At 69.6% G+C, this 25,271-nt stretch carries 19 protein-coding genes; 8 read left to right on the forward strand and 11 right to left on the reverse strand.

Annotation, left to right across the window (positions count from 1 at the left end; translation table 11 throughout):
- Positions 1–156 precede the first annotated feature (156 nt).
- On the reverse strand, positions 157–1,419 hold the full coding sequence (locus tag BKK80_RS07505; protein WP_071011974.1) for an acyl-CoA dehydrogenase family protein: 1,263 nt from the start codon (positions 1,417–1,419) through the stop codon (positions 157–159).
- Between the two features lie 173 nt (positions 1,420–1,592).
- Here BKK80_RS07505 and BKK80_RS07510 point away from each other — a divergent pair, with 173 nt between their 5' ends.
- Positions 1,593–2,525, forward strand: a complete 933-nt coding sequence (locus tag BKK80_RS07510) for a LysR family transcriptional regulator (RefSeq protein ID WP_071011976.1) — start codon at positions 1,593–1,595, stop codon at positions 2,523–2,525.
- 825 nt (positions 2,526–3,350) lie between these two features.
- Here the strand turns inward: BKK80_RS07510 and BKK80_RS07515 are convergent.
- Positions 3,351–3,962 carry a glutathione S-transferase family protein gene (locus BKK80_RS07515; RefSeq protein ID WP_071068799.1) on the reverse strand — a complete coding sequence of 204 codons (612 nt, stop codon included), beginning with the start codon at positions 3,960–3,962 and terminating at the stop codon, positions 3,351–3,353.
- A 363-nt stretch (positions 3,963–4,325) separates the two neighbouring features.
- On the opposite strand from BKK80_RS07515, the gene BKK80_RS07520 reads away from it, so the two are divergent.
- Positions 4,326–5,249, forward strand: a complete 924-nt coding sequence (locus tag BKK80_RS07520; protein WP_071068800.1) for a LysR substrate-binding domain-containing protein — start codon at positions 4,326–4,328, stop codon at positions 5,247–5,249.
- Positions 5,250–5,288: 39 nt separating this feature from the next.
- Here BKK80_RS07520 and BKK80_RS07525 read toward each other — a convergent pair whose 3' ends face one another.
- A complete protein-coding gene (locus tag BKK80_RS07525; protein ID WP_071068801.1) occupies positions 5,289–6,299 on the reverse strand; it encodes a Bug family tripartite tricarboxylate transporter substrate binding protein in 1,011 nt (336 codons plus the stop codon).
- Positions 6,300–6,749: 450 nt separating this feature from the next.
- Here BKK80_RS07525 and BKK80_RS07530 point away from each other — a divergent pair, with 450 nt between their 5' ends.
- Positions 6,750–8,450 carry a SulP family inorganic anion transporter gene (locus BKK80_RS07530; RefSeq protein WP_071070747.1) on the forward strand — a complete coding sequence of 567 codons (1,701 nt, stop codon included), beginning with the start codon at positions 6,750–6,752 and terminating at the stop codon, positions 8,448–8,450.
- A gap of 57 nt (positions 8,451–8,507) precedes the next feature.
- On the opposite strand, the gene BKK80_RS07535 is transcribed toward BKK80_RS07530, so the two are convergent.
- Positions 8,508–8,954: a DUF2501 domain-containing protein gene (locus BKK80_RS07535; RefSeq protein WP_071011983.1), complete on the reverse strand. Its 447-nt coding sequence runs from the start codon at positions 8,952–8,954 to the stop codon at positions 8,508–8,510.
- 75 nt (positions 8,955–9,029) lie between these two features.
- Positions 9,030–9,413, reverse strand: coding sequence for a DOPA 4,5-dioxygenase family protein (locus BKK80_RS07540; RefSeq protein ID WP_071068802.1), 384 nt, complete (start codon positions 9,411–9,413; stop codon positions 9,030–9,032).
- Positions 9,414–9,681: 268 nt separating this feature from the next.
- Between BKK80_RS07540 and BKK80_RS07545 the strand changes: the two genes are divergently transcribed.
- Entirely contained in the window at positions 9,682–11,463 is a 1,782-nt protein-coding gene (locus BKK80_RS07545; RefSeq protein ID WP_071011987.1) for a putative bifunctional diguanylate cyclase/phosphodiesterase, read from the forward strand.
- A 25-nt stretch (positions 11,464–11,488) separates the two neighbouring features.
- Here BKK80_RS07545 and BKK80_RS07550 read toward each other — a convergent pair whose 3' ends face one another.
- A complete protein-coding gene (locus tag BKK80_RS07550; protein WP_071011989.1) occupies positions 11,489–12,193 on the reverse strand; it encodes a glutathione binding-like protein in 705 nt (234 codons plus the stop codon).
- Positions 12,194–12,433: 240 nt separating this feature from the next.
- Here BKK80_RS07550 and BKK80_RS07555 point away from each other — a divergent pair, with 240 nt between their 5' ends.
- Positions 12,434–14,419 (forward strand): gamma-glutamyltransferase family protein, encoded by a 1,986-nt coding sequence (locus BKK80_RS07555; protein WP_071068803.1) that lies wholly within the window; start codon positions 12,434–12,436, stop codon positions 14,417–14,419.
- A gap of 161 nt (positions 14,420–14,580) precedes the next feature.
- Entirely contained in the window at positions 14,581–14,997 is a 417-nt protein-coding gene (locus BKK80_RS07560) for a hypothetical protein (RefSeq protein WP_071068804.1), read from the forward strand.
- Between the two features lie 1,600 nt (positions 14,998–16,597).
- Here BKK80_RS07560 and BKK80_RS07565 read toward each other — a convergent pair.
- From BKK80_RS07565 to BKK80_RS07585, 5 genes are all read right to left on the reverse strand, one after another.
- Positions 16,598–17,743, reverse strand: coding sequence for an IS481 family transposase (locus tag BKK80_RS07565; RefSeq protein ID WP_071037586.1), 1,146 nt, complete (start codon positions 17,741–17,743; stop codon positions 16,598–16,600).
- Between the two features lie 357 nt (positions 17,744–18,100).
- Positions 18,101–19,174 (reverse strand): phosphotransferase, encoded by a 1,074-nt coding sequence (locus BKK80_RS07570; RefSeq protein ID WP_071037233.1) that lies wholly within the window; start codon positions 19,172–19,174, stop codon positions 18,101–18,103.
- A 53-nt stretch (positions 19,175–19,227) separates the two neighbouring features.
- The gene (locus BKK80_RS07575) at positions 19,228–19,953 is read right to left on the reverse strand and encodes a histidine phosphatase family protein (RefSeq protein ID WP_071037232.1); all 726 of its coding nucleotides are present in this window, start codon (positions 19,951–19,953) and stop codon (positions 19,228–19,230) included.
- 98 nt (positions 19,954–20,051) lie between these two features.
- Complete coding sequence (locus tag BKK80_RS07580; protein ID WP_071011998.1) at positions 20,052–20,831, reverse strand: oxepin-CoA hydrolase, alternative type; 780 nt, start codon at positions 20,829–20,831, stop codon at positions 20,052–20,054.
- Between the two features lie 65 nt (positions 20,832–20,896).
- Positions 20,897–22,420, reverse strand: coding sequence for a 3-hydroxyacyl-CoA dehydrogenase (locus BKK80_RS07585; RefSeq protein WP_071037231.1), 1,524 nt, complete (start codon positions 22,418–22,420; stop codon positions 20,897–20,899).
- 223 nt (positions 22,421–22,643) lie between these two features.
- On the opposite strand from BKK80_RS07585, the gene BKK80_RS07590 reads away from it, so the two are divergent.
- Both BKK80_RS07590 and BKK80_RS07595 read left to right on the forward strand, forming a co-directional pair.
- Positions 22,644–23,285: a glutathione S-transferase gene (locus BKK80_RS07590; RefSeq protein ID WP_071012001.1), complete on the forward strand. Its 642-nt coding sequence runs from the start codon at positions 22,644–22,646 to the stop codon at positions 23,283–23,285.
- Positions 23,286–23,408: 123 nt separating this feature from the next.
- The gene (locus tag BKK80_RS07595) at positions 23,409–25,256 is read left to right on the forward strand and encodes an acyclic terpene utilization AtuA family protein (RefSeq protein WP_071068805.1); all 1,848 of its coding nucleotides are present in this window, start codon (positions 23,409–23,411) and stop codon (positions 25,254–25,256) included.
- The last annotated feature ends 15 nt before the right edge of the window (positions 25,257–25,271 follow it).

Here is a 25,271-nt window from a genome sequence, read left to right on the forward strand (position 1 = left end):
TCCTGGCTGTGATCGTTGCGCATGCCACATCGACCGCCGACGTGGCGAACCGGGCGATTTAAGCACAGAAGAAAAAAACGCGCAGACGGGCTGCGCGTTTTCCATGTTGCCAGCAGGGCCGCACGAGGGCGGCCGCCGGCGCGGTGGCAAGCGGGTTCAGAAACCGCGCGTGACCGGCATGTCGATCTCGTTCGGGTTCAGGTTCATGTGCTTGGCCAGCTCCAGCTTGGCGATGGCGTTGCGGTGCACCTCGTCCGGACCGTCGGCCAGGCGCAGCGTGCGCTGGTGCGCCCACCAGTTGGCCAGCGGGGTGTCGCCCGACACGCCGGCGGCGCCATGCACCTGGATCGCCCAGTCGATGACCTTGAGCGCCATGTTCGGCGCCACCACCTTGATCATCGCGATTTCGGCCTTGGCGATCTTGTTGCCCACGGTGTCCATCATGTACGCAGCCTTCAGCGTCAGCAGGCGCGCCATCTCGATCTCGCAGCGGGCCTCGGCGATACGCTCGCGCGTCACGCCCTGGGCCGCCACCGGCTTGCCGAAGGCCACGCGCTTGAGGGCGCGCTGGCACAGCAGCTCGAGCGCGCGCTCGGCCACGCCGATGCTGCGCATGCAGTGGTGGATGCGGCCCGGGCCGAGGCGGCCCTGGGCGATCTCGAAGCCGCGGCCTTCACCCAGCAGGATGTTGCCGACCGGCACGCGCACGTTCTTCAGCTCGATCTCCATGTGGCCGTGCGGGGCGTCGTCGTAGCCGAACACCGGCAGGAAGCGCTTGACGGTGATGCCCGGGGTGTCGGCCGGAACCACGATCATCGACTGCTGCTCATGGCGGCCGGCTTCGGGATCGGTCTTGCCCATCACGATGTAGACCTTGCAGCGCGGATCGCCGGCGCCCGACGACCACCACTTGGTGCCGTTGATCACGTACTCGTTGCCGTCACGCTCGATGCGGCACTCGATATTGGTGGCGTCCGACGAGGCCACGGCGGGCTCGGTCATCAGGAAGGCCGAGCGGATCTCGCCGGCCAGCAGCGGCTCCAGCCACTTGTCCTTCAGTTCCTCGGAGGCATAGCGCTCCAGGGTTTCCATATTGCCGGTGTCAGGCGCGGCGCAGTTGAACACCTCGGCCGACCAGGGCACACGGCCCATGATCTCGCACAGCGGGGCGTATTCGAGGTTCGACAGGCCCTGCGGGGCGCGCGGCGAACGCGGCAGGAAGAGGTTCCACAGGCCCTGCTCGCGCGCCAGCGGCTTCAGTTCCTCGATCAGCTTGACCGGCACCCAGACATTGCCCGCTTCGCGGTTGGCCTGGATCTCGGCGTAGAAGCGCTTCTCGTTCGGGTAGATGTGCTTGTCGAAGAAGGCCAGCAGCTTGGCTTGCAGTTCCTTGACCTTCGGCGAGTAATCGAACTCCATGGGGGTCTCCTCACAACCACAGAAAATGGCCGGCGCCACGCGCGATGGCGAGGCGCCGGAGGGCACGGTCCGTGCCGGCTGGAAACACTGTATCGGAATCGGGTTAATAAGGGAAATGAATTTTCTCGATTTGTCAGTATCAATATCCTGCATTCCATGCCAGAATCGACGCCATGCAGCTCTCCCGTATCGACCTGAACCTCTTCGTGGTGTTCGACGCCATCTACAGCGAAGGCAGCATCACCGCGGCCGCGCGCCAGCTCAACCTGACGCAGCCCGCCGTGAGCCACGCGCTGGGCCGGCTGCGCACGCTGTTCGACGACCCGCTGTTCGAGCGGCGCGGCCAGGGCATGGCGCCCACGCCGCTGGCGCGCTCGCTGGCCTCCGAAGTGCGCGGCGCGCTGCAATCGTTCGCGCGCACTCTCCAGGACACCCCCCATTTCGACCCGACCGCCACGGTGCGGCGCTTCACCATCGGCATGCGCGACGCGCTGGAATCCACGCTGCTGCCGCCGCTGATGGCGCGCGTGACCGCTGCCGCGCCCCAGGTCGAGATTGCGGCGATCCGCTTCGACCGGCGCGAGATGGAGTCGGAACTGCTGGCCGGCACCCTCGACGCCGCCATCGACATCCTGCTGCCGGTGTCGCCGGCCATCCACCACGCCCCCTTCATGGCCGACCCGATGGTGGTGCTGGCACGGCGCGACCACCCGCTGGTCAAGAAAGAACTGACGCTGGAACGCTACCTCGCCGCCGAGCACGTGCACGTCTCCTCGCGCCGGCGCGGCGCCGGGCTGGAAGACCAGGCGCTGCACCGCATGGGCCTGACCCGGCGTGTACGCCTGCGCTGCCAGCACTACGCCGCGGCCTGCCGCGTGGTGAGCTGCACCGACCTGCTGGCGACATTGCCGCTGCGCTATGCGCGCATTGCCAACGAGCCCTATGCCAACCGCTTGCTGACGCTGCCGTTCAAGGTGCCGTCGCTGGAACTGCATCTCTACTGGCATGCGGGTGGGGAGAATGATGGGGCTAACCGGTGGTTGCGGGAGCAGTTGATGGGGGTGATGAATGCGTTGGGGGGTGGGGCGGGGGAGGCGGGGGCTTAAGGGATTTTGTGTCTTGATTGTTTGCGGTGGTTTGGCGGTGTCGGTGATTCCACGGGCATCGGTCTGCGGGGCAACGGCCTGTTTCGACTCCCCCTGCGGGGGAGCCGACCTACTTTCTTTGTCTCGCCAAAGAAAGTAGGCAAAGAAAGGCGACCCGGGTGCGGCGACCCCCCCCCTCGCGAATGGGCCCCGGCCGCCGCGCCCGTCCGAACTCGCGGCCTGCGGCCGCTCAGACAGCGGACGGGCTTCATCGGCGGCCGGGGCCAATTCGCGAGGCGCCGCACACGGGAGGGAAAGGCCAACCGTTGGTCTGCGAGCGGGCTCACTTTTGCATAACAGCCAGGTTTGCTGAGCCTTTGTGTTCGGCCAGCAGTTGGCCGAACACAGCCCACCCGAAGCGAAGCGAGGCGTGGCGTCTGTTCCCTGCCGTGTGCGGCGCCTCGCGGGCTGAGGCAAAGAGCGGATTAGAGGGCCCCCTGTCTGAGGATCGCCTTAAGGCGATCCGAGTTGGGGCCCGGCCGCTCTTTGCCTCAGCACGCGAGGGGTTTTTGAGCCGCACCCGGCGCGCCTTCTTTGCCTACTTTCTTGGGCAAGACCAAGAAAGTAGGTCGGCTCCCCCGCAGGGGGAGTCGAAACAGGCCGTTGTCTCGCAGACCGACACCCCCCCGAATCCACGCGCTAAATCACGAAAGCCGAAACAGGCCGTGGCCCCGCAGACCGACAGCACCCAAAGACAAGCACGAGATCAAGAGAACCGAAACAAGCCATTGCCACGATCCACCGACGCCGTCAGCCAAGGCCACCAGAGCCTGCCCTAACCCCCATCTACTCCGCCGGCGCAGCCAAAAACGCCTCCGTCCCCTCCGCCTCCAACGAAAAACCATTGAGGAGCGGATAATCCGCCAGCACCACCACATCCGCCACCATCATCTGGATAAAGCGCCAGGTCACCGCAATGGTCACCCCCGCCTGATCCCCCGGCGTCGGCAAGGGGCCCGCATCCGGCAGCAGTTCGCCCTCCAGTTCGGCGCAGGCCGCATGAAGCTGCTGGGTGACGCGTTCCAGCCAGGGCGCGTGGCGCTTTGCCTCGGGACGCAGCCCGCGTTCGTAGACGATCTGCACGGCCTTCTCGCAGGCGGCCAGCGCCAGGCCGACACGGCGCAGCGCGCGCGTGCGGGCGCGCGGCTCGGCCGGCATCAGGCTGCGGCCGGGTGCCAGCACGGTCTCCGCGTAGTCGATGATGAGGGTGGAGTCCATCAGCACCTGGCCGTCGTCGCAGACCAGGGTGGGCGCCTTGACCACCGGGTTGATGGCGCGGAACGCATCGTAGGTGCTGAACACCGACACCGGCTTGTGTTCGTAGGGCAGTCCCAGCAGGCGCAGCGAGATGGCGGTGCGGCGCACATAGGGGGAGTCGAGCATGCCGATCAGTTGCATAGTCGTTCTCGTTCGTCAGTTCAGGTTAATGGTGGGGACGCGCCGCCCAGCGCTCGGGCTAGCTTGGCCTGCCGCCCTCCGCAGCACGTGCCGGTAGGCGCCGGCGCCAGCCTGTGCTACGGTTCCGGTCATGCTGCGCCGCGCTGCGGCGTTGCGCGACAGCACACTGTAGCGCGCCTGGCGGGGCGGGAAAATCGAGAAGTTTTCCGCGCTTCCGTTAGTAACGCTAACAGATCTGCCGGACCAGCAGGATGGCCCGACAGGATGGCCCACCAGGACGCACCGATGGCGCGGCAACGCCCGGCCGAGTGACAGGATGATTCGACGGAACCCAGCAACGCGGCCGGCGGCCGCCTACCTGGCATGAGCGCGCTGCCGCCCCTGCCGGCGCTGCGCAGCTTCGAAGCCGTGGCCCGGCTGGGCAGCGTGACCCTGGCCGCGCAGGCGCTGCACGTGACCCATTCGGCGGTCAGCCAGCAGATCAAGCTGCTGGAGGCGCAGCTCGGCGTGACCTTGTTCGTGCGCGCCGGGCGCGGCCTGCGCCTGAGCGAGGCGGGGCGGCTCTATGCCCTGCAGGTGCGCGCGGCGCTGCAGCAGCTGGGCGAGGCCACGCGGCTGGTGCAGACGCGCGGCCAGGACGAGACGCTGGTGGTGGCGGTGATGCCGTCCTTCGGGCGCAACTGGCTGCTGCCGCGGCTGCCGCGCTTCCGCCAGCGCCACCCGCGCTACCGCGTGCGGCTGGAGGCCAGCCTGGAGATCCAGGACATGCGCCAGGCCAATGCCGACGTCGCCGTGCGCATCGGCCGCGGCGACTGGGAGGGCTTGTCGCACAGCGAGTGGCTGCACGATGAGCTGGTGCTGGTGGCCTCGCCCGCCTTTCACGGCGGGCGCTTGCCGCGCACTGCGCGCGAGGCCATGGCCGGTCCGCTGATCCGCTCCGCCGAGCCGTGGGCGAGCTGGTGCGAGGCCGCCGGCGTGGCCGAGCCGCCGGCCGGCAGCGGGCTGTGGATCAACGATTCCAACCTCATCCTGGAGGCGGTGCGCCTGGGCCAGGGCCTGGCGCTGGAGCGCCTGAGCCTGGTGGCCGACGCGCTGGCCACCGGCGAACTGGTGCAGGTCACGCCGGTGCGCGTGCCGTACTTCTATCCCTATTGGCTGGTATGGCCGGCGCGCGAGGAGGCGCGCACCCGGCAGTCGCACTTCATCGCCTGGATGGAGGAAGAGGGCCGCGCCTATGCGGCCGGGCTCGCGGGGCTGCCGGTGCCCGGGAAACGCCCGCGACGCTGAATCCTCGCCGGCGAGGTCCCGTCCTGGCGGCCTTGCCGCTCAATCCAGGCGGACGCCACCTTCCTTGACCACGGCCGCCCAGCGCGTCCGTTCGCTGGCGAAGAAGCGGTTGGTTTCCGGCGGCGTCATGGTCACCACCTCGGCGCCCTGGGCGGTGAGCTGGGCGCGCACTTCCGGCAGGCGGATGATGCGGATCAGTTCGGCGGACAGGCGCGCCACCAGCGCGTCCGGCATCGCGGCCGGCGCCATCACGCCCTGCCAGGTGCCGGACTCGAAGCCGGGCACGCCCTGCTCGGCGATGGTCGGCACCTGCGCAATCAAGGGCATGCGCGTCTTCTTGGAGACGGCCAGCAGCTTGAGCTTGCCGGCCTGCACCTGCGGCAGCGTGGCCAGCATGCCGTTCATCAGGACCTGGGCGGTGCCGGCGACGGTATCGGTCACGGCCTGCGAGCCGCCCTTGTAGGGCACGTACTGCCACTTGGCGCCGGTGGCCTGGGCCACCGCCACGCCGGCCAGGTGCGGCGCGCTGCCGATCGCGGTGACGGCGAAGTTCAGTGGCGTGCGCCGCGACAGTTCCACCACTTCCTTGAGGTTGCCCGCCGGCACGGACGGATGGACCACCAGCAGGTGCGGCGAATAGGCCAGCATGGCCACGCCGCGCAGGTCCTTGCCGGGATCGAAGCTGAGCTTGGTGTAGACCGAGGGGCTGATGGCCAGGGCGCCGACGTCGCACTGCATCAGCGTGTGGTGGTCGGCGCCGGCCTGCGCCACCATGGCCGCGCCGATATTGCCGTTGGCGCCGGGACGGTTGTCGATCACGATGGGCTGGCCCAGCGCTTCGCCCAGGTGGCGGCTGATCAGGCGCGCGATGATGTCCGACGAGCCGCCGGCCGGGTAGGGCACCACCAGGCGGATCGGACGGGTAGGCCAGTCGGCGGCCCTGGCCGTGCGCGGCGCGCCCAGCAGGGTGGCGCTGCCGAGCGCGGCGAGGGAGGGGGGGGCGCCGAGGGCGCCAAGCTGCTGCAGGAAGTGCCGGCGGTTCGAAGGCATGGTGCTGTCTCCAAGGATTTTGTTGTATGTTGTCGTACATCATAAGGTAAAAAACCGGGGCACGCCTGACCTTGCCCGCCTGCCCGCGCGCGGGCCACGGTTGCTTGGATGCAGATCCAATACTGGTATGGATTTCACGGAATTTCAGGGATTTCCCGCAGGCGGCGACAGGTGCGGGGAAAGGCATCGGCATGCCGTCCCGGCGCGTGGCGGCCCCGGGCGGGAGGACGGGATGGGCAATCTCCTTATGTCATCTGATACGATGACTTGGGCGAAGGTGACTTGAGCGGGTCGGTCCAGGCGGGCCGCCCGCCGATCAAGCGCAGGCTTGATCTCCCGCCCCCACTCGCGCAGGATGCCTCCATGTCCAGTTCCCTGCCCCCGAACCCAGGCCCACCCGCGCGGGATCCTTCTGCGCATGCCGCGCGGCTGCCCGGCCTGCTGCGCGGCATGCGCCCGCTCGACCGCGCCGGCGTGGTGCGCGATGCCCTGGCCGGCCTCCAGCTCGCCTCGATGAACGTGCCGCAACTGCTCGGCTATGCCCGCATCGCCGGCATGCCGGCGGTGGCCGGCCTCTACACGGCGGTGCTGCCGGTGATGGCCTTCGCGCTGTTCGGTGCCTCGCGCCACCTGGTGGTGGCGGCCGATTCCGCCACCGCCACCATCCTGGCCGGCCAGGTCGGCGCGATGGCGCCGGCGGGCAGCGCCGAGTACGCCGCGCTGGCGGGCATGGTGGCCTTGATGACCGCCGCGCTGCTGCTGCTGGCGCGCCTGTTCCGCCTCGGCTTCCTGGCCGATTTCCTGTCACGCACGGTGCTGGTCGGCTTCCTGGCCGGGGTCGGCGTGCAGGTGGGCATCGCCATGCTGGGCGACATGCTCGGCCTGGCGGTCCATGCCACACGCTCGACCGACCAGGTGCTGGCGCTGCTGCGCCACCTGCCGGAGATCCGCCTGCCCACGTTGGGCATCTCGGTGCTGGTGGTCGCTACGATCCTGCTCGGCAAGCGCTACGTGCCGCGCTGGCCGGTGGCGCTGGTCGCGGTGGTTGCCGGCATCGCTCTCAGCCACGCCACCGGCTTCGCCGCCCGCGGCATCGCCGTGATCGGCCCGGTCGCCGGCGGGCTGCCGGCCCTGCGCCTGCCGCTGGTGGGCTGGCAGCAAGTGCTGGAGCTGGTGCCGGTGGCCGGCTCCTGCTTCGTCATGATCGTGGCGCAGAGCGCCGCTGCCGGGCGGGCCTTCGCCGAGCGCTACGACGAACGCTTCGATGGCGACGCCGACATCCTCGGGCTGGCCGCCGCCAATGCCGGCGCTGCCCTGAGCGGTACCTTCGTCGTCAACGGCAGCCCGACCCAGACCGCCATGGCGGACCAGGCGGGGGCGCGCAGCCAGCTGGCGCAACTGGTGTTCGCCGCCATGGTGGTGGTGGTGCTGCTGTGCCTCAGTGGCTGGCTGCAATACCTGCCGCACTGCGTGCTGGCCGGCGTGGTGTTCACCATCGCGATCGGGCTGGTCGACGTGGGCAAGCTGCGGGCGATCCGCGCCGAGAGCCCGGGCGAGTTCCGCCTGGCGCTGGTCACCGCGGCCGCGGTGGTGCTGGTGGGGGTCGAGCACGGCATCCTGCTGGCCATCGCGCTGTCCCTGCTGCGCCACGTGCGCCACAGCTACCGGCCCCACACCACCATGCTGCTGCCGGGGCCGGACGGGCGCTGGCTGCCGATGCCGGCCGCGCCCGGCAGGGAGACCGCCCCGGGCCTGATCGTCTACCACTTCGGCGCGGACCTCTTCTATGCCAATGACAACGCCTTCGTCGGCGAGGTGCGGCGGCTGGTGGCGCACGCGCCGCGGCCGGTGCGCTGGTTCCTGGTGGACGCCGGCGCCATCACCGACCTGGACTATTCGGCCGGGCGCTCGCTCGGCAATCTGTGCACGCAGCTGGCGCAGCAGGGCGTCCGGGTGCTGTTCGCGCGCGTCAACCACTACCTGCATGCCGACATGGTGCGGCACGGCATCGCCCACATGGTCGGCGAGGCGCGCATCTTCGCCACCATGCACGAGGCGCTGGCCGCCGTCCATGCCGAAGGCGGCATCCCCGGCACCTGGCCGGGCAACGGCATGGAGGCGGCTGCCAGCGGCGGCGCGACAGCCGGCTAGTGGGCTGCCGGCTAGTGGGCTGCCGGCTCCGACGGCGGAGCGCGGAGCCGCGCAGGCCTAGAGCAATGACTTGCCCTGGGCCAGCACCTTGTCGCAGACCTGCTTGGTCATCTCGGCCTTGAGGCCGCCGCCGCTCAGGTCGAGCTGCTGGCCGTTGCCGCTGTCGAGGATGCCCTTGGCGCCGCTGGAATAGCCGCTGTCGGACCCGGCGGAGCCGCCCAGCTTGCCCATCAGCGAGTTCTTGACCGAGCTGGCGGCATTGCCGCCCAGGTAGTTGTTCTTGATGCAGAACTCGAGCAGGCCGGCCACGTTGCCGGTGCTGCCCGAGACCAGCGACTGACCTGACAGCGCGCCGCCGAGGTTGCCCAGGCTGCCGGTCCCGGACGAGGAGCCGCCGCCGGCCTTGTTGAGCAGGTCGCCGAGCTGGGCCTGGGCGCTGCCCGCGGCGAGCAGGGCGGCGCCCAGCAGGACCGCCATGGCGGCGCGGTGGGTGCGAGCCTTCATGAGGATTCTCCTTTCCGCCGTTCGGGGTGTCGGCATGCGGGGGGAGACTTCACTATAGCGGGTCGCACGGCGCGCTTACCCACCGACTGCCTGCAGCGCCAGGTCGTGGCTGTGCCCGAACCACAGCGCACGGTCGCGATGGTCGCGCAGCGCGTCGCCGGTATTCGGGTGCAGCAGCACGTCCAGCGCGCCGTGGTGGAGCGCCAGCCACGCCACCAGCCCGCCCAGCACGTCCGGCGCGAAGGCGATCTGGTAGCTCCAGCAAGGATGCGGCCCGACCGGACGATCGTGCACGCGGCCGAGCGCGATACGCGCGCCGAACGCCGCATCGAGGCCGGCGCGCAGCGCCAGTGCCGCGTCGCGGCTGGCGGCGTCGAAATAGACGTGGGCATGCCAGTCGGCAATGGCGCCGGCCGGGTCGGGGCCCGGATTGCCGTTGGACCGGACTTCGTCATGCATGGCGATTCTCCGCAGGCGGCGCGCCGGCGCGGGGAGGTCCCGTGCCTGGGCGCGCACATGCCGGGCGCGCCGGCCTTGGGCCGGCGGCGCGTCCGGTGGCGGCCACGGTACCACAGCGGCGCGGCGCGTGCCGCTGTGGTGCGCAGGCGACACCCCCCCCTTCGGGGGATCAATTGCAATCGGCGTGTCAGGCAAGAATGCTCTGCGCACGGCCCGGTCATTCGATCCATGCCGCCGCTGCGCATCGCATTTCGGAGGGAGCCCGCTGATGATCGGCATTGATGTTCCGTTGTCGGTCCTGTTGTCGCTGACCGTGGCCTCGCTGGCATGCTACGCGGCGCTCGAGCTTGCCGGCAGCGTCCGCGGTGCCGGCACCAGGCGGGCGGGGTGGGCGACATGGGTCCGCCTGCCGTCGCGCCGGCTGGCCATCGCCTTGCTGCTGGGCGGCACCGTGACCGGCGCCTGGCACCTGGGTTGGCCGATGCTGCGCGCGCTGCCGGGCCGGATCGGCCTGGATGCGCGCTGGCTGGTCACGGCCGCGGCCGTCGCCTGCCCGCTGGCGCTGGCCGGTATGCTGCTGCTGGGGCGGCGCGCCAGGCGGCTGACGCGCGCGCTGCAGCAAGCCCGCCTGCAGCTGCAGTACCTGGGGACGCACGATATGCTGACCGGCCTGCCCAACCGCCAGCAACTGGCCGAACAGATCGCGATCCGCCTGGCCAGCCGCATCGGCCAGGCCATCGAGGCGCGCACCGGCGCCGGGCACGCCGCCACGCTGTTCGTGCTGGGCCTGGATAATTTCCGCGCCATCAACGATTCGCTGGGGCACGCGGTCGGCGACGACGTACTCAAGGCCTGCGCGCAGCGCTTGCGCGAGATGGCGCACGAGGGCGACGTGGTGGCGCGCCTGGGCGGCGACCAGTTCGGCGTGCTGATGCATTCGCGGCCCGGCCGCCTCGAGGCCGCCGCGATCGCCACGGCGCTGCGCCAGGTGCTCGGCCGCTACGCGCTGGTGCACGATGTGCGCGTGCGGGTCAGCGCCAGCGTGGGCATCGCCCTGTGCCCGTCCGACGGGCGCGATGCCGAATCGCTGCTGCTGGCCGCCGATGCCGCCATGCAGTATGCCAAGCGCGCCGGCCGCAACACGCACCGCTTCTTCGAGGTCGGCATGCATGCCGACGCGGCGCGCACCCTGACGCTGCAGCGCGATCTGCAGCGGGCCCTGGACGAGGGGCACCTCAGCCTGGTGTTCCAGCCCAAGTACCGCATCGCCGGCCGCGCGCTGGCGGGCGCCGAGGCGCTGATCCGCTGGAACCACCCCGAGCTGGGCAACGTGCCGCCGCCGGAATTCATCCCGATCGCCGAACGTTCCGGGCAGATCATCCAGGTGGGAGAGTGGGTGATCCGGGAGGTCTGCCGCTGGATCCGCGACTGGGACAGCGAAGCCCTGCCGCCGGTGCAGATTTCCATCAACCTGTCGGCGGCGCAGTTCGAGGTGCCGGACCTGGCCGGGCGCGTCGACACCATCGTGCGCGCGGCGGGCGTGCGGCCGCAGCGCCTGATGTTCGAGATCACCGAATCGGTGGCGATGCAGAACGCCGAACGTGCCGCCGAGACCATCCGCGCCTTCCACGCGCACGGCTTCGAACTGGCCATCGACGATTTCGGCACCGGCTACTCGAGCCTGGCCTACCTGCAGCGTTTCAAGGTACGCCAGATCAAGGTCGATCGTTACTTCACGCAGGAACTCGATGAGCACGAGACGGAGGGCAAGGCGCTGCTGTCGGCCATCGTCACGCTGTCGCACGCCCTGCAGATGGAGGTGGTGGCCGAAGGCGTCGAGACCGGCAGCCAGCTCGATACGCTGACCAGCGTCGGCTGCGACGAGGTGCAGGGCTTCCTGCTGTCGCGGCCCTTGTCCGTGGCCGCCTTCCGCCAGCATCTCAGGGAGCGCCACGGCGCGGCCCACGCGGCCGGCGCCACCGACGTCACCGACGTGGGCCGGATGCAGGGGCGGGCGGCCGCCGCCGCGCCGGCACCGCAGCCGTCCTGAGCCCCGGCATGCCGAGGCGGCGGGGTCAGGCCCGCTTGGGGATCTCCAGCCCGCGTGCCACCGCCGGCCGCGCCACGAAGGCGGCCAGCACGCGCGCGACGTTGGGGAAGTCGGCGAAGCCCACCAGCTCGCCCGCTTCGTAGAAGCCCACCAGGTTGCGCACCCACGGGAAGGTGGCGATATCGGCGATGGTGTAGTCGTCGCCCATGATCCAGTCACGCCCCGCCAGCCGTTCCTCCAGCACGCCCAGCAGGCGGCGCGCTTCCGCCACGTAGCGGTCGCGCGGGCGCTTGTCCTCGAAGTCGCGGCCGGCGAACTTGTGGAAAAAGCCCACCTGGCCGAACATCGGCCCGATGCCGGCCATCTGGAACATCAGCCACTGGATGGTCTCGTAGCGTGCCGCCGGTTCCTGCGGCAGCAGCCGGCCTGCCTTGTCGGCGAGGTAGATCAGGATGGCACCGGATTCGAACAGCGCGAGCGGCTTGCCGCCGGGGCCGTGGGGATCGAGGATGGCGGGTATCTTGTTGTTCGGGTTGAGCGACAGGAAGGCGGGCGACATCTGGTCCTGGCTGTCGAAGCGCACCAGGTGGGGCTCGTAGGGCAGGCCGGTCTCCTCCAGCATGATCGACACCTTGACGCCGTTGGGCGTCGGCAGCGAGTACAGCTGGATGCGGTCCGGATGCGCGGCGGGCCATTTCTGCGTGATGGGGAAGGCGGACAGGTCGGACATTGGCGGAGCCTGCAGGGCAGGCGCGAGTCGGGAAAACGCCGATGATAATCGAGGCGGCGCCGGCCTGCCGGCCGCGTGTCCCGGGCCATCCCGCGCCATCCCACGCCAGCCCGCTCGATTCCCCTTGCCTGCCATGCGGCACAATGGCCATCTGCGCGCGGCGGCAGCGTGCTTGTGCCGCCGCGCTCCGGGTTCCGGCCTGGCCTGGGCCGACCCGAGGCACCCTCCAGGGAAGACCCGATGACAAGACGACACCTCGCGCCCGCGTTCGCCGCCATCGCCACGGCCCAGCTGCTGCTGGCCGCGTGCGGCCACGTTCCGCCAGCGCGGGCGCCGGCCGCCGGCACGCCGCCCGGGGTCGAGGCCGGCTGCCGCGTGCCAGGCGAGCGCGGTATCGTGGTCGGCGCCGGCCAGCCGGGCGATACCACGCTGCCGGAGCCGGCTTCCGGCTACCGCACCGGACTGCAGCCGGCCTTTGCCCGGCGCTATATGGTGTCGACCTCGAACGCGCTGGCCAGCGCCGCCGGTTGCGCGGTGCTCGCGCGCGGCGGTAGCGCGGCCGACGCGGCGGTCGCCGTGCAGGCGGTCCTGGGCCTGACCGTGCCCGAGGCTACCGGCCTCGGCGCGGGCGGGCTGCTGCTCTACTACGACGCGGGCAGGAAGACCGTGCAGGCCTACGACGGACGCGAGACCGCGCCCGCTGCCGCCACCGGCGACTACCTGCGCTATATCGACGCCGCCAGCGAACGCCAGGCGCCCCTGCCCAGCGCGCGCGCCAGCGGCCGCGCGATCGGCACCCCCGGCCTGCCGCGCCTGCTGGAGGCAGTGCAGCGGGACCACGGCAGGCTGGCCTGGCGGGACCTGTTCGGCGACGCCATCACGCTGTCCACCAACGGCTTCCCCATCGGCGGCCGCCTGGCCGACGCCATCGCTCTCAACGCGGCCAGCCTCAAGCGCGATCGCGCCGCGGCGGCCTACTTTCTCCACGCCGACGGCTCGCCCAAGGCGCTCGGCACGCGGCTGGCCAATCCCGCCTATGCGGACACGCTGCAGCGGCTGGCGGAGCAGGGCGCCGACGCGTTCTACACCGGCAGCATCGCGCAGGACATCGTCGCCAGCATCGCCACCACGCGGGCCGCCGACGGCAGCCCGATCACGCCGGGCAAGACCACGCTGGCCGACCTGGCCGGCTACCAGGCCAAGCGTCGCGAGCCGGTGTGCACCACCTACCGCGAATACTGGGTCTGCGGCATGCCGCCGCCGTCGTCCGGCGGCATCACCGTGGCGTCGGCGCTCGGCATCCTGGAACACTTCGACCTGGCACGGTACAAGCCGGCCGCCATCGATGGCGAAGGCGGGCACCCGAGTGTGACGGGCGTGCACCTGGTCAGCGAGGCCGAGCGCCTGGCCTACGCCGACCGCGACAAGTACGTGGCCGACACCGATTTCGTCCCGCTGCCGGGCGGCACCTGGGACACGCTGCTGAACCAGCGCTACCTGCAGGGCCGCGCCCGCTTGATCGACCTGCGCGCCAGCATGCGGACCGCCAGCCCGGGCAAGCTGGGCACGGTGCCGCTCGGCGTCGACCCGGCGCTGGCCGAGCACGGCACCAGCCACTTCAGCATCGTCGACGGCGACGGCAACGTCCTGACCGCCACCACCACCGTCGAGAGCAGCATGGGGTCCTTCCACATGACCCGCGGCTTCCTGCTGAACAACCAGCTGACCGATTTCTCCGCCGACCCCGCCGACCCCGCCGGCACGCCCTACGCCAACCGGCTGGCCCCGGGCAAGCGTCCGCGCAGCTCGATGGCGCCGACCCTGGTCTTCCGCAAGGCGGCGGACGGTTCCCGCGGCGACTTCCTCATGGCCACCGGCTCGCCCGGCGGCGGCGCCATCCCGCAGTATGTGGTGAAGACCCTGGTGGGCATGCTCGACTGGGGCCTCGACGCCCAGCAGGCAGCCGGCCTGGTCGACTTCGGCGCCTTCAACTCGCCCATCACCACGCTGGGCGGCGAGCATCCGTATATCGACACGGCCGACGGCGGCAACCGCGACGCGCTGATCACCGGCCTGCGCGCGCTGGGCCACACCGTCGGCACCGCCGCGCAGCCGAGCGGCGTCAACACCATCCTGCGCGTGCGGCGCGACGGCGTGCCGGTCCTGCAAGGCGGCACCGATCCGCGCCGCGAAGGCGTGGTGCTGGGCGACACCATCCGGCCCTGAGCCGTGCGGCGCGCGCAGCGCCGTCGCGGCCCCCCGACGGTGCCGGCCGCCTGTGCCCGATGACCTTGCGCGTAATGGGCAAGGCACGCTCCCTGGTCCAACATGGATCCGAACGCGCGGTACTCCGCGCGAGCGGTTCCCAACCTCACAGGAGCGAAGCCATGTCCATTACTCAACCTACCCGATTCCTGCGCACCGTCCTGCTGGCCGACGCCGCCACCTGCCTGGCGACCGGCTGGCTGCTCGCCTTCGGCGCCGATTTCGTGCACGGCCTCACCGGCATCGCCGCCGGGCTGTCCTTCTACGCGGGCACGGCGTTGTTGCCGATCGGTGCCTTCATTGCGCTGGTGGCGACGCGCCTGCTGGTGGCGCCGGCGGTGTGGCTGGTGATCGCCGGCAATCTCGGCTGGGTTGCCGGGAGTGTGTGGTTGCTGGCGGAGGGGGGAGGCGGGGCGAATGCGCTTGGCATGGTTTTCATCGGTGCGCAGGCGCTGGTTGTCGCGGTGCTGGCTGAGATGGAGTTTTTGGGGGTGAGGAGGATGGTGGGGGGTGGGGGTTTGCGGGTGGAAGGGGTTTGATTTTCTTGTTGTTGGTTTGTCGTTTGGATTCGGGCGGTGTCGGTTTGCGAGGCAACGACCTGTTTCGACTCCCCCTGCGGGGAGCCGACTCGCTTTCGTGACGCAATGCTTTTGCGCGTGGATTCGAGTGGTATCGGTCAGTGTGACAACGGCCTGTTTCGACTCCCCCTGCGGGGGAGCCGACCTACTTTCTTGGTCTTGCCCAAGAAAGTAGGCAAAGAAGGCGCGCCGGGTGCGGCTCAACCCCCCCTCGCGTGCTGTGGCAAAGAGCGGCCGGGCCCCAACTCGGATCGCCTTAAGGCGATCCTCAGACAGGGGGCCCTCTTTTCCGCTCTTTGCCTCAGCCCGCGAGGCGCCGCACACGGCAGGGAAAAGATGCCACGCCTCGCTGCGCTTCGGGCGGGGGGTGTGCGGCCAGCTTGCTGGCCGCACACCAATGCACACGTGACTCGATGCCTTGTCGCTTGTCTTCGGGCGGTGTTGGTGTGCGGGGCAACGGCCTGTTTCGACCCCCTGCGGGGAGCCGACTGGCTTTCGTGACGCACGGCTTTTGCGCGTGGATTCGAGTGGTATCGGTCAGTGTGACAACGGCCTGTTTCGACTCCCCCTGCGGGGGAGCCGACCTACTTTCTTGGTCTTGCCCAAGAAAGTAGGCAAAGAAGGCGCGCCGGGTGCGGCTCAACCCCCCCTCGCGTGCTGGGGCAAAGAGCGGCCGGGCCCCAACTCGGATCGCCTTAAGGCGATCCTCAGACAGGGGGCCCTCTTTTCCGCTCTTTGCCCCAGCACGCGAGGCGCCGCACACGGCAGGGAACAGACGCCACGCCTCGCTGCGCTTCGGGCGGGGGGTGTGCGGCCAGCTTGCTGGCCGCACACCAATGCACACGTGACTCGATGCCTTGTCGCTTGTCTTCGGGGGGTGTCGGTCTGCGAGACAACGGCCTGTTTCGACTCCCCTGCGGGGAGCCGACTCGCTTTCGTGACGCAAGGCTTTTGCGCGTGGATTCGAGTGGTATCGGTCAGTGTGACAACGGCCTGTTTCGACTCCCCCTGCGGGGGAGCCGACCTACTTTCTTGGTCTTGCCCAAGAAAGTAGGCAAAGAAGGCGCGCCGGGTGCGGCTCAACCCCCCCTCGCGTGCTGAGGCAAAGAGCTGCCGGGCCCCAACTCGGATCGCCTCAAGGCGATCCTCAGACAGGGGGCCCTCTTTTCCGCTCTTTGCCTCAGCCCGCGAGGCGCCGCACACGGCAGGGAACAGACGCCACGCCTCGCTTCGCTTCGGGTGGGCTGTGTTCGGCCAGCTGCTGGCCGAACACAAAGGCTTAGCAAACCTGGCCGTTATGCAAAAGTGAGCCCGCTCGCAGACCAACGGTTGGCCTTTCCCTCCCGTGTGCGGCGCCTCGCGAATTAGCCCCGGCCGCCGATGAAGCCCGTCCGCTGTCTGAGCGGCCGCAGGCCGCGAGTTCGGACGGGCGCGGCGGCCGGGGCTAATTCGCGAGGGGGGGGCGCCGCACCCGGGTCGCCTTTCTTTGCTTACTTTCTTTGGCGAGATGTATAGACCGGGGACATAGGTGACACCTGTGCGAGGACATGGTTGACACATATTAAGCCGCCTGGTGGTCGTTCAAATCGATGTAGCCGAAGCAGTGATCGACGAAATACAGATCGAATCGTCCATCGTGGTTGGGTTGTGGGCGCAAGGCGACCGGGAAATCTCGTAGGGCATTGGACACTTTGAAGGTTTGCCCGCGAAAGCGCAGTTGTCCGTCCCATTTGATCTTCACCACCAGATCGTCAGGGCCGTATTCGATCTCCGGTAGCACCTCCGGATAGGAGCGAGGACTGGGCTGATAGCGTGTCACCGGCGTCGCCAGGCCGAGTGCCTCGTGTGGGCGCTGCAAGTTGTAGATATCGCGCCAGGCATCAAACGCATGCTGGGCTTGCAGGCTGGAGGCAAAGCCACGGGCATTGATCACTTCGGCTTTGAGGGTGCGGTGAAAGCGTTCGTCCTTGCCATTGGTTTGAGGATGGGCCGGACGGCTATGGGTCAGGCGCACGCCCAGCCGGATGAGCCAGACCCCCAGGCCGGTGAGCTGCCCCGGTTGTGAAGGACTGCCCCACGGCGCCCCATTGTCGGCGTTGATACGCCAAGGCAGTCCGAAGTGGCGAAAGGCCTGGGCCAGGTGCTCCTGGACCACAGCGGTGTGGGTCTGCGTACAGGCGGCCAGCGTGACGGCGAAGCGGGAATGATCGTCCAGTACCGTCAATGGTGAGCACATCTGGCCATCGTGCGTGCGAAAGCCGCCCTTGAAATCCATTTGCCACAGCTGATTGGGCGCCGCATGTTCAAAGCGTTGCCAGGGCTGGGCCTTGACCGAGGCTTCGGGTGAGATCAGGCCATGTCGATGCAGGATGGACGTCACGGTGCTCGGAGCCGGCACCGGTGTGTGGCCCAGATCCTGAAGCCGCCGGCTGATCTTGCGTCCGCCCCAAGCCGGGTGCTGCAGGCGCAGGGCGACGACCAACCGCTCCAGTTCCTCCGCCGTTCGGGTCGGACTGGTCGCGGGCCGGCGCGACCGCTCGACCAAACCAGCCATCTCCTGTTCGGTGTACCGAGCAATCCACTTATAGCCGGTCTGCGGGGAGATGCCGTAGCGTTGGCATAGCTGGCGGCGATTGCAGCCCTCTTGCTGGGCGAGCAGGACGAATTCGTGGCGCAGGCTCATGGTGTCGCGTGGGCTCCAGGGCATGACGGACTCCGGCAGAAACTCTGCCGTGAAGTGTCAACCATGTCCTCGCACACCTGTCCACCATGTCCCCGGTCTATACAGCGAGACAAAGAAAGTGAGTCGGCTCCCCGCAGGGGAGTCGAAACAGGCCGTTGCCTCGCATACCAACACCGCCCAAACCCACATGACAAGCGTCAAGTCACGAGAGCCGAAACAGGCCGTTGACCTGCACACCAACACCGCTCGAACCCACACGACAAGCGTCAAGTCACGAGAGCCGAAACAGGCCGTTGACCTGCAAACCGACACCGCCCGAAAAAATCTCCCGACGGCTCGAACAAGCAACACCGTTCAAGCCATCAAAACAAGCCACAACCCTTACTGCTTCGCTTTCTGCGCGTACTGCCACCCCATCTCCGCCATCGGCCGCGCCCGCTTGCCCGCATCCAGCGCCTGCGCCGACGAGGCCGTGCCGTCCACCACCCGCTTCATGATCCCCTGCAGGATGCCGGCAATGCGGAACATGCTGAAGGCCAGGTAGAAGTTCCAGTCGCCGGTGATCTCGCGCCCGGTGCGCTGTTCGTACAGCTTGCGGTAGCTGGCTTCGTCGGGGATGCCGAGCGAGGCATAGTCGAGGCCGGCGATGCCGCGGAACTGGCCCGGTGCGATATGCCAGCTCATGCAGTGGTAGCCGAAGTCGGCCATCGGATGGCCCAGCGTCGACAGTTCCCAGTCGAGCACGGCCAGCACGCGCGGCTCGGTCGGGTGGAACATCAGGTTGTCGAGGCGGTAGTCGCCATGGACGATGCTGGTCAGGTCGGCGCCTTCCTGCGGGATATGCTGCGGCAGCCATTCCATCAGCGCATCCATCGAGGGGATGGACTCGGTTTCCGACAGCTTGTACTGCTTGGTCCAGCGTTCGATCTGGCGCGAGAAGTAGTTGCCGGGTTTGCCGTAGTCGCCCAGGCCGATGGCCTGGTAGTCGACGCTGTGCAGGGCGGCGATGACGCGGTTCATCTCGTCGTAGATGGCGCCGCGCTCGCTGTTGCTCATGTCGGGCAGCGACTGGTCCCACAGCACGCGGCCGGCGACGTATTCCATCACGTAGAAGTCGCGGCCGATCACCGTTTCGTCGTCGCACAGCGCGTACATCTTCGCCACCGGGACGTCGGTGCCGGCCAGCGCGGCCATCACGCGGTACTCGCGCTCGATGGCGTGGGCCGAGGGCAGCAGCTTGGCGCGCGGGCCGGGCTTGGCGCGCATCACATAGGTGCACCCCGGCGTGATCAGCTTGAAGGTGGGGTTGGACTGGCCGCCCTTGAACTGTTCGACCGTCAGCGGGCCGGCGAAGCCGTCCACATGCTGGCGCATCCAGTCTTCGAGCGCGCCGAGGTCGAAGCGTTGCTGCTCGGCCACGGGCCGGGTGCCTTCGAAGTGCGATACGTTGCTCATGCTGTCTCCGTGTTTTTGTCGCGAGGGTTCCGTGCTTGGGTGCGGCGCGGCGTTCAGCCCGGCAGGGCGCGCAGCCGCAGGTATTGGTTCAGCATCACTTCCATGGTGGTGTGGCGCGGGCCGCTGTGCACCGGGGTCGGGGCCGAATAATTGAGCATGCGCACGACCCAGTCGCCGGGCGCCTGGCCGACATCGAGCACATTGATGCAGCCGGCGGTCTGCAGCAGCGAGCCGAAGAAGACGCGCTGGCCGCAGGTGATCGCATGCGACAGGATGGCGCGGTTGGTGCCGCCATGCAAGACCAGCAGGGCCGTGTCCCAGTCCGGGTCGGCGCGCAGCCGCTGCAGGCCGGGCAGCACGCGGTCGAGGAACTCGCCGACGCTCTCGCCGCCGAGGAAGCGCTGCTGCTCGGCGACCACGCCCTCGAAGGCGCCGAGAAAGGCGTCGCGCAGGCTGTCCTCGGGGATCTCGCTGATCTGGCCGCCGCGGATTTCCTGCCAGTCGCTCCAGGTCTCGGGGGTGCTGCCTTGCATGGCCGGGGTCTCGGCCAGCACACGCTGCGCGGTTTCCACCGTGCGCGGCAGGCCGCTGACGATGACGCGGTCGAAGCGGATACCTTCGGCGGCGAAGGCGCGGCCGGCGGCGGTGGCCTGCATGCGGCCGGTCTCGTTGAGCACGACCTGCTCGGGCAGCGACTTGCGGCCGCGTTCGTCGAAGTAGTCGACCGCGCCGTGGCGCATCAGGTAAATGCGCCGGCGGGCGGCGGGGGCCAGCTCCATCCTTGTCTCCTCCATGCCTCTGGTGTGCCTTGGGGAGGCGCCTCGCGGCGCCATGTGACAAGGCCGGCGCCTGGTGGCGCCGGCCTTGCCGGGGGTGTTCAGCGGTAGTTCGGCTTGCGCTTTTCGAGGAAGGCGCTGATGCCTTCGCCGCCGTCCGGGTGGTGCAGCGCCGCCACGAAGCTGTCGCGCTCGGCCACCAGGTGCTCGGCGAGCGAGGCGCTGGCGGCATGATTGACCAGGTCCTTGATACGGCCTACCGCGTGCGGCGACTCGCCGGCCAGTTCGCCGGCCAGCTTGAGCGCCTCGGCCAGCGCCTGGCCCGGCGCGGCGATGCGGTTGACCAGGCCGAAGTGCTGCAGGCGCGCGGCGTCGACCGGCCGGCCCAGCATCATCAGCTCGCTGGCGAGCTGGCGGGGCAGGGCGCGCGCCAGTTCGTAGGAGCCGCCGCCGTCGGGCGTCAGGCCGACCTTGGCATAGGCCATGACGAACCTGGCGTCGCTGGCGGCGACGACGAAGTCGCAGGCGAGCACCAGCGAGAAGCCGGCGCCGGCCGCCGGGCCTTCGACCGCGGCGATGATGGGCTTGGGGAAGGCGTGCAGGCCTTCGATCCAGCGGTTCAGCACTTCGATGCTGCGCGCCTGCACCTCGGGCGGCTGGGCGCGGTTGCCGAGCAGCCGGTTGAGGTTGCCGCCGGCGCAGAACACGCCGTCGGCGCCGGTCAGCACGACCGCGCGCAGCGAGTCGTCGCCAGCGGCCGTTTCCAGCGCCGCCTGCGAGGCCGCGTAGATGTCCGGGTGCAGCGCATTGCGCGCCTCCGGGTTGGAGATGGTCAGCACCAGGGTGGAGCCGACGCGTTCGGAGAGGAGCTGTGCGGTCATCGGGACGGTCTCGGCGTGGCAGCGTCAGGAGCGGCCGGGTTGGGGGCAGGCGAGGGGCGGGCCCCTCAGGCTTCCTCGGCCAGCAGCGACAGGCCCAGGCCGGCGCGGCGCCACAGCCACGGGCTCGGGCGGTAGCGCATGTCGCCGGTCAGGCGTTCCATATTGCGCAGGGTCTCCAGCACCAGCGCCGGGCCGATGGCGTCGCCCAGGGCCAGCGGGCCCTTGGGGTAGCCCAGGCCCAGGTTGACCGCCAGGTCGATGTCGGACGGCGTGGCGATGCGCTGCTGGGCGATGTCGCTGGCGATGTTGACGATGCAGGAAACGATGCGCTGGGCGACGAAGCCGGCCGAGTCGCGGATCACGGTGACCGGCTTGCCGTCGCTGGCGAACAGGCCGTGCGCGGCGTCGCGCGCGGCGGCGCTGGTGGCCGGCGTGGTCATCAGGGTGCGGCGCTTGGTGGCCTCGAAGGGCAGCAGGGTGTCGATGGCCACCACGCGGCTGGCGTCCAGGCCTTCTTCCAGTGCGCTGGTGGTGGCGTCCAGGCCGAGCGGGGTGACCACGATCAGCGCCTCGGCCGAGGGCTGGTTGCCGACTTCCGGCGTCACGCCCAGGGCGATCAGCAGCTTGACCACCATGTCATGGCCGCGCTGGTTGGCGCGGCTGACCCAGACGCTGGCCGGGCGCGCGGCGGGCACCGCGGCGGCGACCGGCACCTGCTTGGCGCCGTTCTCGTAGCGGTAGAAGCCGGCGCCGGCCTTGCGGCCGATCAGGCCGCCCACCGAGCGGATCGCCGTGATCGGCGAGGGACGGTAGCGCGGTTCCTGGTAGAACTGGTTGTAGATCGATTCCATCACCGGGTGCGACACGTCCAGCCCGGTCAGGTCCATCAGTTCGAAGGGGCCCATGCGGAAGCCGGCCTGCTCGCGCATGATGTCGTCGATGTCGGCAAAGGCGGCCACGCCTTCCTGCGCCACCTTCAGGCCCTCGATGTTCATGCCGCGGCCGGCATGGTTGACGATGAAGCCGGGCATGTCCTTGCAGCGCACCGGGGTGTGGCCCATGCGGCGCGACAGCACCATCAGGGCGTCGCCCACGGCGGGGTCGCCGGACAGGCCGTCGATGACCTCGACCACCTTCATCAGCGGCACCGGGTTGAAGAAGTGGTAGCCGGCGATGCGGCCCGGGTGCCTGGCGCCCACGGCGATCGCGGTGATCGACAGCGAGGAGGTGTTGGAGGCGATGACGGCATCCGCGCGCAGGATGGCTTCCAGCTTGGCGACCAGATCGCGCTTGACCTCGAGCCGCTCGACGATGGCCTCGACCACCATGTCGCAGCCGGCCAGGTCTTCCAGCGCGGTGCAGGGCCGCACGCGCGCCAGCGCCGCGGCGCCTTCCTCGGCACTCAGCTTGCCCTTCTCGGTCAGTTTGGCGAAGGTGTCCTGCAGGTACTGGCGGGCGGCCGCCACGGCCTGCGGGTTGGTGTCGAAGAGATTGACGGCCAGTCCGGCCTGCGCGGCGATCTGGGCGATGCCGCGGCCCATGGCGCCGGTGCCGACGATGCCCAGGGATTCGATGGTGAGAGTGCTCATGGTGCTTCCGGGAAATTGCGGTTAAATTAGCACGATCGTACGTTTTTTGCATCTTTCGTGTAAGACGCAGGATGCAGCCAGCGTGCGCTGATCGGCCAGCGTTTCTGCCCGAGGCTTGCCGAACCGGCCGAAGGCCGACAATATGGCAGCGCCGCGCGCATGTCAGCATGCATGCCCGCATGCACGCGGACACCACCCCCAAGAACATCCGGAGACACACGACATGCTGAAGCTCTGCGGCTTTGCCGCCAGCAACTACTACAACAAGGTCAAACTCGCCCTGCTCGAAAAGAAGGTGCCGTTCGAGGAGGTGCTGGCCTGGGTCGGCGAGACCGACCTTGCGGCCACCCCGGCGGGCAAGGTGCCCTATATCATCACCGATGCCGGCCCGCTGTGCGAGTCCGAGGCCATCGCCGACTACATCGAATCGGCCTATCCGCAGTCGCCGCTGCTGCCGGCCGATGCCTTCGGCGCGGCCAAGGTGCGCGAACTGGTGGTGTTCATGGAGCTCTACCTGGAGCTGACGGCGCGCGAGCTCTACCCCGAGGCCTTCTTCGGCGGCAAGGTCAGCGACAGCGTCAAGGAGCGCCAGCACAAGCTGCTGTCGCGCTACATCCCCGCCTTCGCCAAGCTGGCCAGGTTCTCGCCCTATCTGGCCGGCGACACGTTCACGCTGGCGGACTGCGCGGCCCTGGCCCACCTGCCGCTGGTCTCTTCCTGCACCAAGATCATCTACGGCACCGACATGCTGGCCGACCTGCCGCTCAAGGACTACCTGAAGCTGCTGTCCGAGCGGCCGACCGTGCAGCAGGTCAACGCCGACCGCAAGGCCAACCTCGAACTGATGGCCAGCCGCCGCAAGTGAGCGGGTGAGTGGGCGAGCGCGGCCGCCGGCCGCGCCGCCGGAGCCGGCAGGAGCCAGTAGACGCAAGACGCCGGGTGCGCGCGCCGGCTATCGTGGCGCCATCCCATTCACGGAGCGGCAGCGATGACGGAACAGCGCGCGCCCGGCGTACGCATCGGCGGCGCCTCGGGCTTCTGGGGCGACAGCAGTGTCGGCCCGGTGCAACTGGTCGAGCACGGCGGTATCGACTACCTGGTGTTCGACTACCTGGCCGAACTGACCATGTCGCTGCTGGCGGCGGCCCGGCTCAAGCACCCCGAGGCGGGCTACGCCACCGATTTCATCACCGGCGCGATGCGCGCGGTGCTCAAGCCCGCGCTGGCGCGCGGCATCCGCATCGTCAGCAATGCCGGCGGGGTCAATCCACGCGGCTGCGCCGAGGCGCTGCGCCGGCTGGCCGACGAGCAGGGCGTGCCGGTGCGCATCGCGGTGGTCGAGGGCGACGACCTGATGCCGCGCCTGGCCGAGCTGCGCGCGCTCGGCGTGAGCGACATGCAGACCGGCGCGCCGCTGCCCGAGCGGGTGCTCAGCGCCAATGCCTATTTCGGCGCCCAGCCGATCCGCGCCGCCCTCGATGCCGGCGCCGACATCGTCATCACGGGGCGCTGCGTCGACAGCGCGGTGACGCTGGGTGTGCTGATGCACGCCTTCGGCTGGCAGGCCGACGACTACGACAGGCTGGCCGCCGGCAGCCTGGCCGGCCATATCATCGAATGCGGCTGCCAGGCCACCGGCGGCCTGCACACCGACTGGGAGCGGGTGCCCGACTGGGCCGGGATCGGCTATCCGGTCATCGACTGCGCCGCCGACGGCAGCTTCGTGGTCGGCAAGCCGCCCGGCACCGGCGGGCTGGTCAGCACCGCCACCGTGGGCGAGCAGCTGCTCTATGAGATCGGCGATCCGGCCGCCTACCTGCTGCCCGACGTCACCTGCGACTTCACCGCCGTGCGGCTGCGCCAGCTCGGCCCGGACGCGGTCGAGGTGAGCGGCGCGCGCGGGCGTGCGCCGGGTCCGCAGTACAAGGTCTCCGCCACCTATGCCGACGGCTACCGCTGCAATGCGCAGCTCACCGTCGTCGGCGTCGACGCGGTGAAGAAGGCGCGCCGCAGCGGCGAGGCCTTCCTCGCCCGCACGCGGCGCCTGCTGGCACAGGCAGGCCTGCCCGACTTCTCGGCCACCCACCTGGAGGTGCTGGGCACGGCGGCGTCCTTCGGCCCGCACGTGCCGCAGCCCGCGCTCTACGAAGCGGTCATGTGGCTGGCCGTGTCGCATGCGGACAAGCGCGCGCTGGAGCTGTTCGCGCGCGAGATCGCGCCGGCCGGCACCTCCTGGTCGCCCGGCACCACCGGCGTGGGCGGGCGGCCGTCGGTCAGCCTGTCGATCAAGCAGTTCCCGCTGCTGGTGCCCAAGGCGTTCGCCCAGCCCGCCGTGACGCTGGACGGCGAGCCGCTGCCGTTCGCCATGCAGGCCCCGGCGGCGCCAGAGGCCGTCCCGGTTCCGGCCGCAGGCGGGGCGGACGGCATCTTCGGCGCGCAGCCGCCCCAGCCGGACTGGGTCGAGGTGCCGCTGATCCGGCTGGCCTACGGCCGCAGCGGCGACAAGGGCGATTTCTCCAATATCGGCATCCTGGCGCGCCGTGCCGACTACCTGCCGCTGCTTGCCGCGCAATTGACCGAGGCCGCCGTGGCCGCCTACCTGGCCCACCTGGTCAAGGGCCGGGTCACGCGCTTCGCGCTGCCCGGCATCGGCGCCTTCAATTTCCTGTGCGAGGCGGCGCTGGGCGGCGGCGGCATGGCCTCGCTGCGCAACGATCCGCTCGGCAAGGGCATGGGCCAGGTGCTGCTGAGCATGCCGGTGCGCGTGCCGCCGGGGCTGGCCGCTGCCCTGGACGCCGAAGCGGGCACTGCAGCCGACGCGGCAGCGGCCGCCTGAGCCGCCTGAGCCGCG

This window comes from Cupriavidus malaysiensis, assembly GCF_001854325.1.
GTDB lineage: Bacteria > Pseudomonadota > Gammaproteobacteria > Burkholderiales > Burkholderiaceae > Cupriavidus > Cupriavidus malaysiensis.